Origin of the sequence: Ruminococcus sp. XPD3002, from assembly GCA_900119535.1 — a bacterium.
Classification (GTDB): Bacteria; Bacillota; Clostridia; order Oscillospirales; family Ruminococcaceae; genus Ruminococcus; species Ruminococcus flavefaciens_H.
In genome coordinates, this window is record FPJT01000004.1 from 38,805 (window position 1) to 56,305 (window position 17,501).

The following is a 17,501-nucleotide window of genomic DNA, read 5'->3' on the forward strand; positions in this document are numbered from 1 at the left end:
GATTAGCGAAATGGATAAAAACAGTAATTTCAGCGAGTCCTCCTCAGACGTTATCTGCGGAAGGAATCCAGTTATCGAGGCACTTAAATCAGGTGCGCTCCTCGATACCATATACATCGACGGAAACGGCGGAAGTCTTAACGTTATACGCCGTCTCGCAAAGGAGAAGGGCGTTGTTGTAAAGGACGCCCAGGATAAAAAGCTCTCACAGCTCTCAGGCGGCGCTTCACATCAGGGAGTCGTTGCCGTAGGCGCATGCGGAGAGTACGTCACTATCGACGAGATACTTGCTGTATCCGAAAAAAAGGGCACAAAGCCTTTCATCATAATCTGCGACGAGATAGAGGATCCACATAACCTCGGTGCTATCATCCGTACTGCCGAGACTTCGGGTGCAGACGGTGTTATCATCCCCAAAAGAAGAAGCGCAAGCCTCAATGCTACCGTTTTCAAGACCTCGGCAGGCGCTGCAAGCTATGTGCCTGTTGCAAGAGTTTCCAACCTCGCCGCTGCTATCGACGAACTTAAGGAAAAAGGCGTATGGATTTACGGTACGGACGCTTCGGGCAGTGACTACTCCGAGACCGACTTCACAGGAAGCTGCGGACTTGTCATAGGTTCCGAGGGATTCGGCATCAGCAAACTGATACAGAAAAAATGTGATTTCATGATAAAACTGCCTATGCTTGGCAGGATAAATTCGCTCAACGCATCTGTTGCGGCAGGCATCTTCATGTACGAGGTGCTGCGCCAGCGCAGGGCAGAGGGCAGATAAGGAGGTAACCATGCCCGATAATAAACTATCACTTGAAGACATACTCGAAGAATATTCCCCCGATGCATCGGATACTTACCCCCATGTCGGCAGAGTCGACGCACAGAAGATAATCAACTCCACTCTTCCCGAACCTGCACTTCAGCCGCCTCCGGCGCCTCAGCGCAGACCGGTTTCGCACGAGAAGAACGAGCTGTTCGATAAGCCGAAGGACGAAGCGGTCATCGCTGAACAGAAGCCTGCCGATCCTTCACGAAATACCATAGCTGTTGCAAGCTCTGAGGGTATAAGCGATGTCAAGGACATAATGGCTCAGAAGGCTCCCGAACCTGATGAAACGGGTGCAGCTCCGATGATAAGGCGTATGTCCGACTCTACAAGAGCCAAAGAAGCTGCAAAACAGCAGAAAAAGCACAAGAAGTCCCGCCGTCAGAAGGACGCAGGATTCACATACAAAAAGGAAACTCCAAGCGGAGAGTACATGTACGATCCGCCGAATATAAGCCGCAGAAAGCGCAGCCGCGGTGAGATACTCACCGATGCAAACGGTCCCGACAGCTGGAGAAACGTTACGGATATCGTCCCCTCTCCTGCTGCGGTTGAAGCAGCAAAGCCTGCTGAAAATACTCCAAGGGCGGATGTTACGAGCATAGACCTCAGTGCCAAACCGGAAGTGCCCGATCAGGCGCTTGATGTCCATATCCAGCACGATATCGAAGAACAGACAGGCGCAAAGACTAAAAAGCGCCGTACAAAGCGTTTGGTGGACTTCAACTACTACGGCGATGTTGAGGACGTTGGACGTGATATCTACGAGCTGAAAAACGTGCTCACCTCACGAGTCAGCACACTTGCTCTCACTGCCTTCCTCAGTCTTTACATAACGGTATGCGACCAGTTCGGACTGCCGATACTTGATATACTCAGCCGTGAGCATATCTTCTCGTATCTGCTGGTGCATCTCATTCTCGGCGCTATCGCATTGGTGGTATCACTTCCCGTTATAACCAAGGGCGTAAAGAACCTTTTCACCATGAGCGCTGACAGCGATTCGATGTCCGCAATTACCGCAATAGCTTGTACCCTTGCACTGCTTTTCGCTTTCTTCCGCATGGACATGGCTAAGGCAGAGACCATACACGTCTATATGCCTGTAGGCATACTCGCACTTCTGTTCAACGCAATAGGAAAGCTCCTGATACTTCGCCGTGCGGACAGGAACTTCCGCTTCATATCGCAGGAATTCGACCGCCACGCAGTTGTCTACGTCAGGGACGAGGAACGTGCAGAAAGGCTTACAAGAGGTACTATAGGCGATTTCCCGATACTTGCGGCAATGCGCAAGACGGACTTCCTTACGGACTTCCTGAGATATACCTACTCATCAGATATAACCGATTCATACTGCCGCAAGGCTGCACCTATATGCCTTGTGGTATCAATGATAGTATCGATAGTTCTCACTATAGTGAGAATGGGCACACTTGCTTCCGTAGACTCGGCAGTATTCGGACTTTCCATATTCAGTATGCTGATATGTGCTGCAGCCTGCATAGGTATGCCGTTCGTAGCGAACGTTCCGCTTGAAAAGGTATCACACCAGACTCTCAGGAACAAGGGCATCCTCCTCGGATACCAGAGCGTTGACGACCTTTATGATGCAAACTCGATCCTCGTCAGTGCTGACACCTTCTTCCCCGAGGGTACCGTAAAAATGGGCGGCATCAAGGTATTCTCGAATACCAAGCTGGATGAAGCTCTCCTTGAAGCAGCAAGCCTTTCAACTCACGCAGGAAGCATCATGCGTCGTCTTTTCAGTGACGTTGTAGTGCCCGGAAAGGACGATATACTCTATCCTATCGAGAATTTCTCTATCGAAGAGGATCAGGGACTCTGCGGCTGGATAAACAACAGACGAGTTCTTCTCGGAAGCCGCGAGCTTATGACGAGCCACAATATAGAGGGCGTTCCCACAAAGGCAAAGGAAGCCGAATACGCTACCGAGGGACAGATACCGCTCTATCTCTCGATCTCAGGCAACCTTGCAGCAATGTTCATGGTCGAGCTGAATGCTGACAGGTACGTTAAGCGCTGGGCAAAGCGTCTTGCCAAGAGCAAGGTCTATATGATAACCAAGAGCGTTGATCCCTGCCTTACATCAGGCTATATCGCCTCACTTTTCGGTATTCCCGACGAGATGATAAAAGTTATCCCCAAGCGTCTTTACGAAGACTTTGACTCAGAAACAAAGAAAACAGTACGCATGAGCGCTTCTATGGCATGTACAGGAAGATTCAGCTCTATGGCACAGCTTATCTTAGGTACTAAGGTAATACACATATCCGCTATCATAGGTCTTATAGTGCAGACGGTTTCAATACTTACGGGACTCGGTCTCGGTATGATGATGATTCTCTCAAAGGCGTTTGAGATAAACTATGTTTACATGTCCGCCTCGGCACTCGTCATCTACAATCTTCTTGTAACTGCCGTGACCTGCATAGCAGTAAGCATTAAAAAGCTGAAATAATATACGCCGCGCATCGGCTATCAGATAAGGACTGCCGTTCAAGCGGTCCTTATTTCTTCGGAAAGGAGAAAGGATAAATGTCAGACAACAAAATGAAAGGATTAAAGAAAAAAACTCATAAGGACAACTCGGATAACGAAAATACCATATACGCTATCCCAAGCTCATCAAATTATCCGCGTACATCAGGTCCTGCTGACAGCACAGATACTCAGCCGCTGCCTAAGTACGGCAATCAGCCGAATTATGGACAGCCTCAGCAGTACAATGGTCAGCCAAACTACGGACAGCCTCAGCAGTACAGCGGTCAGCCAAATTACGGTCAGCCTCAGCAGTATAACGGTCAACCGAACTACGGTCAGCCTCAGCAGTACAGCGGTCAGCCGAATTACGGACAGCCTCAGCAGTACAACGGTCAGCCGAATTACGGACAGCCTCAGCAGTACAATGGTCAGCCAAATTACGGTCAGCCTCAGCAGTATAACGGTCAACCGAACTACGGTCAGCCTCAGCAGTACAGCGGTCAGCCGAATTACGGACAGCCTCAGCAGTACAACGGTCAGCCGAATTACGGACAGCCTCAGCAGTACAATGGTCAGCCAAATTACGGTCAGCCTCAGCAGTACAATGGTCAGCCGAATTACGGACAGCCTCAGCAGTACAATGGTCAGCCGAATTACGGTCAGCCTCAGCAGTACGGCGGTCAGCCAAATTACGGTCAGCCTCAGCAGTACAACGGTCAGCCGAATTACGGACAGCCACAGCAGTACGGCGGTCAGCCAAATTACGGACAGCCACAACAGCGTCCGCAGAACACTTCCCAACAGCACAGAAAAAGCTCCGGTTCATCAGCACCAAGACCTCGTCCCACTGCTCCCGCACCAAAGCCAAAGAAACAAAAAAGAAAGCACAAGAGCCTGCTTTCAAGGATAATAAAAAAGATAATCGTTTCGCTCCTTACTATCCTGATACTTCTTTTCGCACTCTACTCCTGCGCTTCATTGGCTCTCATCAAGAAGCTCAACCACCAGGAATCGGGAAGCCGTGCCCGTACAGCAGGCGCACTCCAGTCAGTCGGAGTTACAAGCGTACTCCTCATAGGTACGGACGGACGTTCACTCACAGAACAGGGACGCTCCGACACGATGATACTCATGTCCATAAACAGCAAAAAGCGTAAGATAACTCTCACATCGTTCATGCGTGACTGCTATGTGGAGATACCGGGAAGAGGCTGGGACAAGCTCAATGCCGCTTACTCCTACGGCGGTGCAGACCTGCTTATGGATACTATCGAGAGCAACTTCAAGGTCAAGATAGACGATTACGTATGCGTTAACTTCATGTCATTCGCCGCACTTATCGACTCTGTAGGCGGTGTTGATATGGACGTTTCGGACGCAGAAGCAGGCGAGATAAATACTATCCTCCAGGCAGAGGTCAACGAGATAATGGGCGACAACACCTTCGACGACCTTCTCTCAGGCGGCGGAAAACTCCACCTCGACGGCAAACAGGCACTTTCCTATGCGCGTATAAGATACATCGGAAACGCCGACTTTGAGCGTACACAGCGTCAGCGAGAGGTTCTTACACAGGTTATCGGCAAGGCGAAGAAGCTGAGACCTGATACCATAAAGAACATCGCAACAGACGTTATGCCAAAGCTTGTCACAAATATGGAGACTCCCGAGCTTTATCTGCTTTCACTGAGAGCTCCTATCGCTTCACAGTACGAGATAGAGCAGATACAGATACCTGCCGAGGGTACTTACTACGGCGACAGCGCCCTTATAGGCGAAGATTATCTTTCCGTACTCATGGTCGATTTCGATCAGAACCACAATATAATTGCGGATAAGGTATTCAGCTGAAATCATTAAGATCACAAATAAAGGGACACTTCGTGTGAAGTGTCCCTTAAAGCGTCAAAAGAACCTGAAGCCATTAATTTGGGGATTCTAAAGGGATGCTATCCCTTTAGCGGATTCCAAAGGCAGAGCCTTTGGTGGGTGACTCCCCACAGTGTGGGGAGATGTCAGCGAAGCTGACAGAGGGGACGGACCGGTAAGGTAGGGCAGAGCCTTGCGATACGAAGCGCTCAGCAAAGAGTGAATTTCAAAACAGTCCGGTGGACTGTTTTGAAAGAGGGAACGCCCTGCAAGAGAGGGCGTTCCCTGATAAATCCATACTTTTTTGACAAGCTGAGGGACACTTCGTGTGAAGTGTCCCTTTTTTATATAACTATATCATTCTATCATGTAGCTACCTGGAAAATAGCTCTTACAAAGTTATATACAGCAGGATGTATCGAGTTGTCTCCGTGAGCGCCTCCCTTGATGTACTGCCATACATGTGGTACGCCGTTCTTGGTGAAGTTGTCATGGTAATTGCTTGGGAATGGCGTTACGACATTGTCGTTATCTCCGCCTGTTATCATCAGGAAGTACGGCTCTTCCTCGGGACTGCTCCACTTGAATGAACCTACAACGCCTGGTGCAGGACAAATAGCTCCCACATAGCCGAACTTGTCAGGGTACTTCATACCGATCTGGAGTGACTCTCTTCCGCCCATTGAGAAGCCTGTTACCGCAGTATTCTCCCTGCCTGTAGCAACGCTGTAGTTCTCCTCGATATGCGGCATAAGGCTGTCCACTATGTCGTCAACGAAGTTCTCGTAGCCCTCGTTTGAAGCCGCATCGCCGAAATCCTTTGCATTGTCAAGAGTTGAACTGGTGAATATGAAAGGCACAACAACGATCATTTCCTTTGCCTCGCCCTCGGCAATAGCATTGCCTATGATCTGACGGGTGTACATATTCGGCTGAGTCATCATGCGGTCCTCATTCTCGAAGAAGCCGTGAAGCAGGTAAAGAACGGGATACTTCTTGTTGGGATCGTAATTTGCAGGAAGCAGTATATTGTACGGCTTCTCCTTGTTTGCCTTCTTGGAGAAATATTTACTCTTCTTTATAGTACCGTAATCCACACCGGGTTTCTCGGTACGTGAATCCATAGGCTCGTTATTCACAAGGGTGCTGTTGATGTGGTCAAGAAGCTCCTCCTTAGTGTATGTACCTCCGCTTACGGAAGGAACCTCGGGCGAATTATCCGGGAACTCGTTAATTTTGCCGTGTACAAACTCGCTTATCAGCACAACATCAGCCATAGCGAACTCTGTATCACGGTCAACATCAGCCGCCTTCTTCTGGTTTTTGTCCGTAAATCCGCTTACAAGACCGCTTCTTGCAGCAGCAACGTCAAAGCTGTTGATAATTCCGTCGCTGTTTATATCTCCGAGAATCATCTTACCGGGAGCTTTTTCCTTTATCACAGTTCCTGCTTCCGCGATAACAACCTCGTCAACACAGAAGCTGTCCGTACCGCTTTCCGTCTCAACATAAAGCACAAAATCAGAAGCTCCCTCGGGTATAGCGTAATTGGTCTCTGCAAGCTGAAGATAGCTTCCTGCCTCTGCCTTACCCTGAGCTATGTGACCATACTCCGTCTTACCGTCTGCGGTGTTGTACTGAAGTGACAGCATCATCTGCGGCTTTCCGCTCATAGCCTGTACGCAGACGCTGAAGCTGTACTCCTTGCCTGCACTTACTATGCTTCCAAGCTCTTTCTGTGCGCCGTTCCAGGAACTTGCTCTGCTTCCTACAAGAAGGCATCCTTCGCCTTTGAAGGGTGAACTGTCGCTTCTTTCCGCACTTGCCGAGCCACGTCCTGACCAGTCGTCGCTGCCGCTTTCAAAGGTATCATGAAGGATGTAGCTCACATCATCCTCTGCGGCTGAAGCAGATGCGGTACCGTACATACCGAGAGCTGAACACAGGAGAGAACCTGTCGCCAGCATAGCAGCTGCTTTCTTTGTTTTTTTACTCATAAGTAATCGCCCCTTTACAATATTTTTGACAAACCGCTTATAAATGTGTACAATTACACCATTGTAACATATATTATAATAATAAATCTTGTATTTGTAAACTGTATAAATGAAGAAAACGGTGGACAAAATGAATATTATTTTTTTCAAGGCTGCAAAAAGAAACAGGGACTCCTGAAAGTTAGTCACACCTCGCAGAAATCAAGCTATATCGCAACAAATGGTTTGACATAATTATATGTGTTATGATATAATAAAAAAAGTTTGTTCGATTTATGTCTGTTCAAAAACTCAAAACGGGTAAAAATGAATCTGACATTAATTAACAAATCATCATAGTTTTATTGGAGGTTGAAAATCATGAAGATCAAAAAGATGGTTTCACCGATCCTCGCTTCAATGCTGATCTGTTTCAGCAGTGCTGCGCTCCCTGCTTCTGCCGAAACGGTCGAGCAGGACGGACTTCAGGTAATTCTGGAGACCGATAAAGATGAGTATGCAGAGAAGGATTCCATAAAAGTGGATCTGTCGGTGAAAAACAACAACCCATACGCTTTAAAGGATGTCACACTTGAAAGTGTTCAGGTATCCGATTATGTTCTCGCAGAGGGCGGATATAACGAAATATCATTCGATTCCCTTGGCGCAGGCGAGACCGTTTCGCTTGAAGCTGTTTATGTTACAGCTACACAGGCATCAACAACTGCGGCTGCAACCACAACTACCACAACAAAAACAACAGCAAAGACCACAGCAAAAAATTCTAATTCAAGCAGTCCTAAGACAGGCGACAAGGAGAATATCCTTCTCCTCTGGGCAGCCCTCGGACTTTCTGTGCTTGTATGCGGATTCATGTTTTTAAAGAAGGATGATAAGAAAGCAAAGAAGATGCTTTCACTCTTCCTCGCATTCGCTTTACTGGACGGATTCACAGGCTTTGATATACCTGTATCAAAGGCTGCTGACCTCAAAAAATCTATCGGAATCGAAAAAACTATCAAACTAAAGGACTCTGATGTAGTTGTCAAGGGCAATGTATCCTTCTCGACTGTTGATATCAGCGATATCCCGTTAGCAGTTCTTGAGGGCAGCTCAAGCACTACAGATACCGACGGAGACGGTCTTACAGATTATCAGGAATACTGCCTGACAAATACAGATCCAAACAAGGTATCAACAGGCGGTGACGGCGTAAAGGATGCCGACCGTGACGAGGATCAGGACGGTCTCAGCAACATCACCGAGATAAGACTCGGAACAAATCCTCTTAAGGCTGATACAGACAACGACGGCCTTACAGATAAGGAAGAGCAGGAACTGGGCACAGATCCGCTTAATGCAGACACAGACGGCGACCACGCTTCTGACGGCTGGGAGAAAACACACGGATACGATCCCATAACTCCCGACGATTCCTTCACAGTAACAGCAACCGAAAGTGCCGACTCTGTAACTGCAAGCGTATCACTTGAAGGCGGAGCTTCACAGGCTTCTAACCTTAAGGTAGGCAGATCGGACAATATGCTTCTTGATGAAGGCATACCCGGATATATAGGTCCTGCTTTCAATTTTGAAACAGAAGGCGATATCGATTCAGCAACTATCTCATTCGAGTTTGATGAAGCACTTCTTGCTGATGAGGATTTCGAGCCTGTTATCTACTATTTCAACGAAGAAACACAGCTTCTTGAAGAACTCCCCACAACTGTAGAGGGCAATAAAGCATCAACTGTAGTTCCCCACTTCTCAACATACATCCTGCTCAATAAAAAGGATGTGGACAAGATGTGGGAGCAGGATATCAGAAAGCCTGCTGAAAACAGCGGAAGCAACGGCGTTTCCATCGCATTTGTATTAGACCGTTCAAAGAGCATGGACTGGAATGACGAAGATAACCTCAGAAACAAGCTTACAACACAGTTCGTAGAAAAACTCTCAGAGGATACAGATAAGGGAAGCGTTGTATCATTCATCGCTGATGCAAAGGTAGTTGCAAAGCTTACAAATAATAAAGCAGCTTTAAAGAATGCTGTTGATTCTATCGTGAACGACAGCGGACGCAATTCAAATTCAGGTACAAACGGAAGCGCAGGTATCTATACAGGTATCCAGGAGCTTAAGGGCGATGCAAGCGGAAACAGCAGATACATATTCTTCATGACAGACGGTGAAGATAACCACTATTCCTACGAATATTCCGATCTTATCAATATGGCAAACGAAAACGAGATAACGATCTATACTATCGGTCTTGGCGACGTTGACAGCTCTGTATTAGAGAAGGTCGCAAACGAAACAGGCGGTAAGTACTACTACGCACCAAGCGCAGATGAATTATCCGAAGGCTATAAAAAAGCCGAGCAGGAAACTATCGACTACCATACCGACAGCAATGACGACGGTATCTCCGATTACTACACAAAGCTCCTCTGCGAAGGAAAGCTCACAACAGGCACAGGCACGGGAATCAACGCATTCAAGGGCTTATCATACGATGATGTTCAGGCAAATGACGATTACGACGGCGACCACGTTAAGAACGGCGACGAACTTGTTATCAGCGAAAACAACGGAAAGATATACTGCTATGTTGTATCCGATCCCGAGGAGGAAGATACAGATAAGGACGGTATCCTTGATAACGAGGACACAGCACCAAGAGCTAAAGGACTTGCAGGCGGCATTATCGGCGAACTGACTATCGTTTCCTGCCACCCCGACAACGAAGGCTTCTCAGGCGGTCATGCATGGCTTTCTTATAAGAGCTATGTTAACGATACACTTGATATAAGTGGTTTTAAAGATGGTATAGTTTATAACTATACATTAAGAAATTTTTATGATTTTTCCGGCAATTTTAACATTGAAAACGACAAAGACAATTATGAAATAAAAAAAGGCGGTCATGTTTCCCTTGGAAATTTCAGTTCTGAAAGCACTCCTAAAACTTTAAGCGTCCCTTCATCGACGTTAGGTTTTGGTTCTACAGGCGGAGTACACTATAACTTGGAATTTGCTTATGAAAGTAACTATGAAAACGCTTATACAGAAATGGCAGCATACACAAGACAGATAACACAGGATCAGCTTGATGCAGTAATGGCATATCATAATAATAACAGTTATTATAATGTTTACTCACATAACTGTTCTTCTGTTGCGTCCGAAGCATGGAAAGCAGCATTCGGCTCAGAAGACGGTTTTGACTCTATGGCACCAAGAGATTGGTGGGATGCTGTTATCGAGTATAGTGGTTTATTACCTAATGTAATTCAGGCATTTGCTGATCCTACAGTACGTTTCGATACTCCTATGTATCTGAAGGAATGCATTCTTAAGAAGGCTGATGCTGATGCTGATTACCATTCGACAATGCTTGACATAATAAATAATTGGGTATAATGGCTAAGTATTACATTTTTAATTCAGTTTTTATGCTTATAAATACGTGTCTGTTATGCTACATCAAATTCATAAAATACAACAGAAGCATAATAGGCAATACCGGCGAAGTTCCTGGTTATCTTTATATAATACTGGCAGCAGCTCTGATAATTACTGTTGCAGTTAATATCATCGAGCTTATAGTCCTCATAAAGAAGCACCGTTTGGATGCCGTATACATTATCATAAGCATAGCGTTACTGGTGATACCATATCTGGCTTACAGAAGGGTATGAAATACCAAACAAAACAGCGGTCCCGCAGGATTCATCCTGCGAGGCCGCTTTTTCATGCAATCATACAGGCTGTCCGTTCATTGATACATAAGCGGAACTTCCGTACAGCTGCGTATTATTCACTTTTCTGTTCTGCAGCTTCGACTTTCCCGGTGCTTTTCTCCGATTTCGTCTCAGCCTTGTCAGTCTTTTCCTCAGAAGCTGCTGCCTCAGCCTTTTTCTTGCGTCCGAACGGCATTTCCACAAGCTTCCAGAAGAACTTGAACACCATGCTTGCCACAAATGATATAGCAGTTATCATAAGGAATATCGCTATATTTATCTTAAGGTTGCTCCAGCCCTTAGACATAAGCTTCGGTATCATTATTCCTGCGAACCACTCCTGAACGCAGTAGAATTCCAGCGAGAACGTACCAAAGAAGCTGAGCACCTTTATAACAGCCTTGCCGAAGACCGAGAGTCTCCTTTCAAAAAAGTAAAGGATACGGGCAATGATAAACGGCAGGCTCACTGCAATAAGGCAGTTAGGGAAGCAGCAGTTTCCGACAGGTACGATAAGTCCGTAACCGAAGTAATTGGAAAGGTAAGCCATATAGAGTCCCAGTGCAAGGGTTATCAGAAGCATTAAATAGGTAGAAAGAGTAAATTCGATATCCTTGCGGTTCTGAGTAAGGTATCCGAAGAGAACTCCGATAATGAATATCGGTATACGGTTAGTGAAGCCGAAAAGGTCTATACGCATATGATCGCGTACAAGAAGCGTCACCAGAAGCCAGAGCGTAACAGCTCCGACAGTGAACATCGTCTTGTTCTTAGCCTTGCTGAATATTTTGTAATACAGCGGGAACAGCAGATACAGTGTGATTATCGCAGGTACGAACCACAAAAACGAGTAAATGGTCTTGGTATAGAAGTTGAATCCGCTGATATTTCCGAGGAATGCCTGTGTCGTCCATTTTTCCAGCTTCCAGCGTATAACGGCTACAGCAAGAAACGGCAGGATAATACGTCGGATGCGGCGGTAGTAGAATTTCGGGAGCGATTCTTTCTTTATAGCGAAGGTAAGTCCGATACCCGAAAGCATAAGGAATATATCAACTCCGCAAAAACCTATTTTCTTGATATACTGCTCCAGGAAGTTCACCAGGTCGAAGGTTCCCTCGGGCGGTATTGCCGAAAGGATTATCCACTTATGGAAAACGAGTATCCATATAGCAGCGATACCCATTATTGCGCCGCGGTATCTTGAAAGCAGCTGAAATCCGTTTTTGATCTTCTGATCCTTGTTAATGTCCATTTTACGTCTCCTCACATCAATAATCATCAACTGTTACACTCGCACAGGACGAACAGAATATAACATAAATATGAAAAATAATACTGTCCAATCAAGCAATATTAATTATATCACGCGGCAAGTGTAAAGTCAATTCCGCTTTTTCCTTACTAATTATTAGTCTCCCGAAAAAGGAAAAAGTCTCACCTTTTTCCGCAAAACATTGATAGAAATTTTAAGAATAATACAATAATGTTACATCGCTGACAAAGAGTTAAGTTTAACGATAAGCAAAAACATGGTATACTAAAGTAAATTAAAACAAAAGGAGAATTTAAAAATGCACAGACAATTCACTTCATTACTGCTTGCAGGCTGCCTTTGCTGCACTGCCGCAAACGTTATCCCAACAGCCACACTTTCATCCCACGCACTTACTATCGTTGCCTGCGTTAAAAAAGCATCCGTATCAAAGGATACTATAGCCGTTGGTGAATCTGTAAAAATAGAACTGGAATGGAGTACAGGCGCAAAACAGGATCTTATCTTCACATCCGATAACGCAGATGTTGCATCCGTTGACGGAAGCGGAACTATCACAGGTGTTTCCGCAGGTTCAGCCGTTATCACCATAAAGCACACAGGCACTGTAGGTACGGACAAGCAGTTGACTGTTACAGTATCAGGTGATGAAACTCCAAGCACAGTTTACAACACTTCCGAGATGACTCTCGGCATGAAGCTGAAGATAAACGATACTATCCACTACGACGGCAAAAACACAGGCTTCGTCGCTAATATAGTAAATACAAAGGGCAGCTATGATTTAGCTTTCATAAACGAAAAGGACTACGTTCTGCCTTTTGATGCCGAACTTGTAGGAAATCTTGCAGGCAATTTCTATATAGCTCCCGAGATAGAAGGTATCACCTACCTCGACGGCAGAACCCTGAAATCAGGTGATATTATAGACAGAAGCACTCACCTCCTCTGCTACGACTATGAAATAAAAAGTGCAGCAAAGTCCACGACCTACGCCTATCCCGTATTCCTGCCCGAATACTACGGTAAATACATCGGTGAAGGCGAGATACGTGTAAACACCGTTGACAGCGAAAAAAAGCTCATAGTCCTTGAATCTGCGGACGTAACCACAGTAAAGGGCGATGTGAACGGCGACGGAAGCTTTGCGGTATCCGATGCGGTAGCCTTCAGCAAATGGCTTATGAACGATGATAGCGGATCCGCTGAAAACATGTCTTCCGCAGACCTCAATGATGACGGGAAACTCAATGTTTTCGATCTTGTGCTTATGAGAAATGCCCTCAGAGAACAGGAGAACTGACGCAAACCATTAAATTCCTTGCATCTTTTTCTGCCGTATCCACAAAATACTTACGGGAGATGATAAGATGAAAAAACATACACCCGATAACAATAAAGAGGATATAACTTACTACTGTCCCTCGGCTTCATGGGGCGATATGACGGGAATTATCCCAAACGATAAAATCACATCCTCTGACTATACGGACGTTTATCCATTCCTTCCGAAGTACGGCGGAAACAGCGGATATCAGTCCAACAGCGATGCGGAATGACCATATTCCGCATCTTTTTTATACAATACGCCTTATGAAATGTGTTGAAACTGACGTTTTCTACAAAGTTTAGTTTCACTACTTTAATTATCGATTAAAACATGATATAATGTTGTTGATTAATATGAACAGCAAAAAATGCCTGTGAAACGGTCAACACACCTTAATGTAAAGAGCTTTCGCTGATTTTTCATATATTAACTGATAAGCGGTTGAAAACTTTTTAAGTGATCGTAACAGGTTTATAACGCTGCAAGGGGGTAATCATGAAAAACGGAGTAAAAATGATCGATATCGCCAACAAGCTTGGCGTAAGCGTAGTTACCATTTCAAACGCTCTCGCAGGACGCGACGGCGTAAGTGAACAAATGCGCAAAAAGATCACTGAAACTGCTGAAGAAATGGGCTATAAGCCTTCAAACACCAAAAGCGGCAGGAAAAAATCTGCTCTTCCGAAACTCGGCAAAAACGTGGGAATACTTACATCCGAGCGCTTCGTGGGAAACCGCGGAACTTTCTACTGGGAACTGACTGCACTCATTTCAAACAAGCTTTCAGCCATGAACGTTATGACGGTATACGAGTGCATAACCGCCGAAAGCGAAAAGAATGCAATTCTTCCGACCATGATAACAGAACGTCGGGTTGACGGCATCATAGTTATCGGTCAGGTCGAGAGAAAATACATAGAACGCATCAGCAAAATAGACCTTCCGCTGGTATTCGTGGATTTCTATGATAACCGCTTCGATGTGGATTCTGTCAATTCGGACAGCTACCACGGCGGATATATACTTACAGATTATCTGGTCGAAATGGGACACCGCAAGATAGGCTTCTTCGGCACCTTCAACATGACCAGCAGCATCAACGACCGTTTCCTCGGCTATGTGAAATGCCTTATGGAAAACGAACTGGAATACCGCCGCGAATGGACTCTCGATGACCGAGATCACCGCGGTATACTCTACGAGAAGATAGACTTCCCCGACGATCTGCCTACAGCTTTCGTATGCAACAGCGACGAGACCGCCTTCCGTGTCATCTCGGCACTGAAATCAAAGGGAGTACGTGTCCCCGAGGATATCTCGGTAGTGGGATATGATAACTACACCGTTTCAAGCATCTGCATCCCGACTATCACTACGGTTGAAGTGGATCTTGATAAAATGGCTACCGTATCCGTGGATATGATGGTGAGAAAGCTTGCCGATCCCCAGTATCGTGAGGGCAGACGTATCATCACGGGCAAACTTATAATCAAGAACAGCGTCCTCGACATACGTGGAAGCTATAAGGAGTGACAATGCTGTTGAATAATTTTCTCGGTCACCTTAAGACCGTGACCACCCACAGACATCTTGTTATGAAGCACTGCTTCAGGGCAGGCATCCCCCTGAACGGACTTCTGCACGATCTTTCAAAATTCTCGCCTACCGAGTTCATACCCGGAGTTCTCTATTATCAGGGCACAAGAAGTCCGAATGAGAGAGAACGTGAGATAACGGGCTACTCAAAGGCATGGATGCACCATAAAGGACGGAACCGCCACCATTTTGAATACTGGACTGACTATAACATCAAAACAAAGAAACTCGAACCTGTCCGAATGCCGGATAAGTATATTTTTGAAATGTTCTGCGACCGTGTTGCAGCTTCAAAAACCTACAATAAGGAAAAATACAATGATTCCTGTCCGCTGGAGTATTTTCTCCGCGCAAAGCACAAAAGGATGATCCACGAGGAGACCTGCCGAAAGCTCGAATTTCTCCTGAGACTCCTTGCTGATAAGGGCGAAGACGCCGCTTTCCGCTTTATACGCAGACAGGTAAGGAAGAACAAGTTCAGGAAGTGGTCTTGATGAATAAGCTTTTATTATCTGCGGCGGCTGTTATCAGCTTATCCGCTTTTTCCTGCGGACAGGCTGTGAAGCAGTATGACGATGCAGTTCCTGCATCTGCCGATATAGAGAGCACAGAGGGCACTGCGGAGGAGGTCACTCTCCCCGAGGAGCTCCCTACAGAACCTCCTGCATCTCCGATGCAGAAGAAGCTGGACAGTATGTCTCTGCACGATAAGATCTGCCAGATGTTCATAGTAACTCCCGAATCGCTTACAGGCTATGACTGCCTTACGGAGTATGACGACTGGCTCGATCAGTGCTACGATGCCTATCCCGTCGGAGGATTCATTTTCTTCGACCAGAATATATCCTACTATGACCAGACTGCCGCTATGCTGGATAATATAGAAGCTATGTCATTAGAAAAAGGAACAGGTGCTTTCCTTTCGGTGGACGAAGAAGGCGGAGATATAACCCGTGTGCAGTGGAACCTCGGCTTTGAGCCTGTGGATACTATGCGTACTTACGGTGATATCAACGACTACAGCACGACCTACAATGCTGCCGCTTATATAGGCAGTTACCTCGCTGAACTGGGATTCAACCTCGATTTTGCTCCCGTAGCCGATGTGGAGATAAGTCCGTACAACGAGCTTGGCTCGCGTATATTCAGCACCGATCCGAAGGTAGTTGCCGATATGTCCAAAGCCTACATAGACGGCATGCACTCTCAGGGAATCCTCACTTCCGTGAAGCACTTTCCGGGACTCGGCGCAGGCGACGGAAACACCCACTATGAGTCAGTGTTCATAGACCGTACTGCCGACGAACTCCGATCCGCTGAATTCCCCGCATTTTCGGGAGGTATCGAAGCAGGCGCAGACTTCTTTATGGTCGGACACCAGATAACCTCGGGCACAGGTGACGGTCTTCCTGCGGACCTCTCCCCCGTTGCAGTCAACGGCTGGCTGAGAAGCGAACTCGGATTCAAAGGTCTCGCCATAACGGATTCACATTCCATGTGCGCCATAACCGATAATTACAGCTCCGCAGATTCTGCCGTACTCGCCGTTGAAGCAGGTATGGATATGATACTCATGCCCTACGACATCGCAGATGCCGTCAGCGGACTTGAAAATGCAGTCTACTCAGGAAGGATCACACCTGACAGGATCGACGAGAGCGTACTTAAAATACTCGAAAAGAAGGATGAGTCAGGTCTTATAAGCTGACCTTTCATATAATATTTAAGGAGGATACTAACATGAACGATCAGGAAAATAAAAACCTTGAAGAACTTGAGGAGGACAACGAGAACTATATAACCCTTACCGATGATGACGGAAAGGACGTATCTTTCGAGATACTGGATACCGTTCAGTATGACGAAAGACTTTTCGCAGTGCTTCTTCCATTCGACGAAGAGGACGACGGAGTTGTTATACTCGAGATAATCCCATCCGAGGATCCCGAGTTCGACGATTTCGTTGCAGTTGAGGACGAGGAGCTTCTCAACGACGTTTTCGAGGAGTTCAAGAAGAACTACAGCGGCGAATACGAGTTTGAATAAGCAATTACAGCACCGTCAGCTATAAGGGTTGTACTCATATAGCAGCTTTATATGTAATTATCGGGGGCAAACCTTTCTGAGGAAAGGTTCCCTCTGACGGAGGCGGTCCCCTCTGCCTCACTTTGTTCGGCATCTCCCCGCACTGCGGGGAGTCACCCCCGAACCCCTTTTCCAAAGACTTTTGCCCCAAATTTTCAGCCTGATAGGGTGCTCACTCATAGTATTACTAAACATCAGTTTTACTTGAGCACCCTATCAGGCTGAAAATTTAAAGTAATGGCTCTGAAAATGATCGAGAGAAATCTTCTCATAAGATTTTCCTCAATAATACATTTAA

At 46.2% G+C, this 17,501-nt stretch carries 12 protein-coding genes; 10 read left to right on the forward strand and 2 right to left on the reverse strand.

The window, feature by feature from the left end:
* Positions 1-10: 10 nt before the first annotated feature.
* The 3 genes from rlmB to BT127_RS04570 all read left to right on the forward strand — a co-directional run bounded on the left by rlmB (position 11) and on the right by BT127_RS04570 (position 5,179).
* On the forward strand, positions 11-775 hold the full coding sequence (gene rlmB / locus BT127_RS04560) for a 23S rRNA (guanosine(2251)-2'-O)-methyltransferase RlmB (protein WP_075423843.1): 765 nt from the start codon (positions 11-13) through the stop codon (positions 773-775).
* Positions 776-785: 10 nt separating this feature from the next.
* Positions 786-3,305, forward strand: a complete 2,520-nt coding sequence (locus BT127_RS04565; RefSeq protein ID WP_075423844.1) for a hypothetical protein — start codon at positions 786-788, stop codon at positions 3,303-3,305.
* Positions 3,306-3,382: 77 nt separating this feature from the next.
* The gene (locus tag BT127_RS04570) at positions 3,383-5,179 is read left to right on the forward strand and encodes an LCP family glycopolymer transferase (RefSeq protein WP_075423845.1); all 1,797 of its coding nucleotides are present in this window, start codon (positions 3,383-3,385) and stop codon (positions 5,177-5,179) included.
* Positions 5,180-5,562: 383 nt separating this feature from the next.
* On the opposite strand, the gene BT127_RS04575 is transcribed toward BT127_RS04570, so the two are convergent.
* On the reverse strand, positions 5,563-7,194 hold the full coding sequence (locus BT127_RS04575) for an alpha/beta hydrolase-fold protein (protein WP_075423846.1): 1,632 nt from the start codon (positions 7,192-7,194) through the stop codon (positions 5,563-5,565).
* A gap of 360 nt (positions 7,195-7,554) precedes the next feature.
* Between BT127_RS04575 and BT127_RS04580 the strand changes: the two genes are divergently transcribed.
* Complete coding sequence (locus tag BT127_RS04580) at positions 7,555-10,596, forward strand: vWA domain-containing protein (RefSeq protein ID WP_075423847.1); 3,042 nt, start codon at positions 7,555-7,557, stop codon at positions 10,594-10,596.
* Positions 10,597-10,989: 393 nt separating this feature from the next.
* Here BT127_RS04580 and BT127_RS04590 read toward each other — a convergent pair whose 3' ends face one another.
* Complete coding sequence (locus BT127_RS04590) at positions 10,990-12,171, reverse strand: acyltransferase family protein (protein ID WP_075423849.1); 1,182 nt, start codon at positions 12,169-12,171, stop codon at positions 10,990-10,992.
* Between the two features lie 319 nt (positions 12,172-12,490).
* Here BT127_RS04590 and BT127_RS04595 point away from each other — a divergent pair, with 319 nt between their 5' ends.
* The 6 genes from BT127_RS04595 (at position 12,491) to BT127_RS04620 (ending at position 17,164) form a co-directional block, all read left to right on the forward strand.
* Positions 12,491-13,495 carry a dockerin type I domain-containing protein gene (locus BT127_RS04595; protein ID WP_075423850.1) on the forward strand — a complete coding sequence of 335 codons (1,005 nt, stop codon included), beginning with the start codon at positions 12,491-12,493 and terminating at the stop codon, positions 13,493-13,495.
* Between the two features lie 67 nt (positions 13,496-13,562).
* Positions 13,563-13,751 carry a hypothetical protein gene (locus tag BT127_RS04600; RefSeq protein WP_075423851.1) on the forward strand — a complete coding sequence of 63 codons (189 nt, stop codon included), beginning with the start codon at positions 13,563-13,565 and terminating at the stop codon, positions 13,749-13,751.
* A 266-nt stretch (positions 13,752-14,017) separates the two neighbouring features.
* The gene (locus BT127_RS04605; RefSeq protein WP_075423852.1) at positions 14,018-15,055 is read left to right on the forward strand and encodes a LacI family DNA-binding transcriptional regulator; all 1,038 of its coding nucleotides are present in this window, start codon (positions 14,018-14,020) and stop codon (positions 15,053-15,055) included.
* 2 nt (positions 15,056-15,057) lie between these two features.
* Positions 15,058-15,612: a DUF5662 family protein gene (locus tag BT127_RS04610; protein ID WP_075423853.1), complete on the forward strand. Its 555-nt coding sequence runs from the start codon at positions 15,058-15,060 to the stop codon at positions 15,610-15,612.
* The gene (locus tag BT127_RS04615) at positions 15,612-16,826 is read left to right on the forward strand and encodes a glycoside hydrolase family 3 protein (RefSeq protein ID WP_075423854.1); all 1,215 of its coding nucleotides are present in this window, start codon (positions 15,612-15,614) and stop codon (positions 16,824-16,826) included. Before BT127_RS04610 ends, BT127_RS04615 begins: the two co-directional genes overlap by 1 nt.
* Positions 16,827-16,858: 32 nt before the next feature.
* Positions 16,859-17,164 carry a DUF1292 domain-containing protein gene (locus BT127_RS04620; protein WP_075423855.1) on the forward strand — a complete coding sequence of 102 codons (306 nt, stop codon included), beginning with the start codon at positions 16,859-16,861 and terminating at the stop codon, positions 17,162-17,164.
* Positions 17,165-17,501: the final 337 nt, after the last annotated feature.

Excerpts from the sequence above, each read along its gene's own strand:
- BT127_RS04615 (WP_075423854.1), top strand. The coding sequence starts at position 15,612 with ATGAATAAGCTTTTATTATCTGCGGCGGCTGTTATCAGCTTATCCGCT.
- BT127_RS04590 (WP_075423849.1), bottom strand. The coding sequence starts at position 12,171 with ATGGACATTAACAAGGATCAGAAGATCAAAAACGGATTTCAGCTGCTT.
- BT127_RS04605 (WP_075423852.1), top strand. The coding sequence starts at position 14,018 with ATGAAAAACGGAGTAAAAATGATCGATATCGCCAACAAGCTTGGCGTA.
- BT127_RS04620 (WP_075423855.1), top strand. The coding sequence starts at position 16,859 with ATGAACGATCAGGAAAATAAAAACCTTGAAGAACTTGAGGAGGACAAC.
- rlmB (WP_075423843.1), top strand. The coding sequence starts at position 11 with ATGGATAAAAACAGTAATTTCAGCGAGTCCTCCTCAGACGTTATCTGC.
- BT127_RS04570 (WP_075423845.1), top strand. The coding sequence starts at position 3,383 with ATGTCAGACAACAAAATGAAAGGATTAAAGAAAAAAACTCATAAGGAC.
- BT127_RS04600 (WP_075423851.1), top strand. The coding sequence starts at position 13,563 with ATGAAAAAACATACACCCGATAACAATAAAGAGGATATAACTTACTAC.
- BT127_RS04595 (WP_075423850.1), top strand. The coding sequence starts at position 12,491 with ATGCACAGACAATTCACTTCATTACTGCTTGCAGGCTGCCTTTGCTGC.
- BT127_RS04610 (WP_075423853.1), top strand. The coding sequence starts at position 15,058 with ATGCTGTTGAATAATTTTCTCGGTCACCTTAAGACCGTGACCACCCAC.
- BT127_RS04575 (WP_075423846.1), bottom strand. The coding sequence starts at position 7,194 with ATGAGTAAAAAAACAAAGAAAGCAGCTGCTATGCTGGCGACAGGTTCT.
- BT127_RS04580 (WP_075423847.1), top strand. The coding sequence starts at position 7,555 with ATGAAGATCAAAAAGATGGTTTCACCGATCCTCGCTTCAATGCTGATC.
- BT127_RS04565 (WP_075423844.1), top strand. The coding sequence starts at position 786 with ATGCCCGATAATAAACTATCACTTGAAGACATACTCGAAGAATATTCC.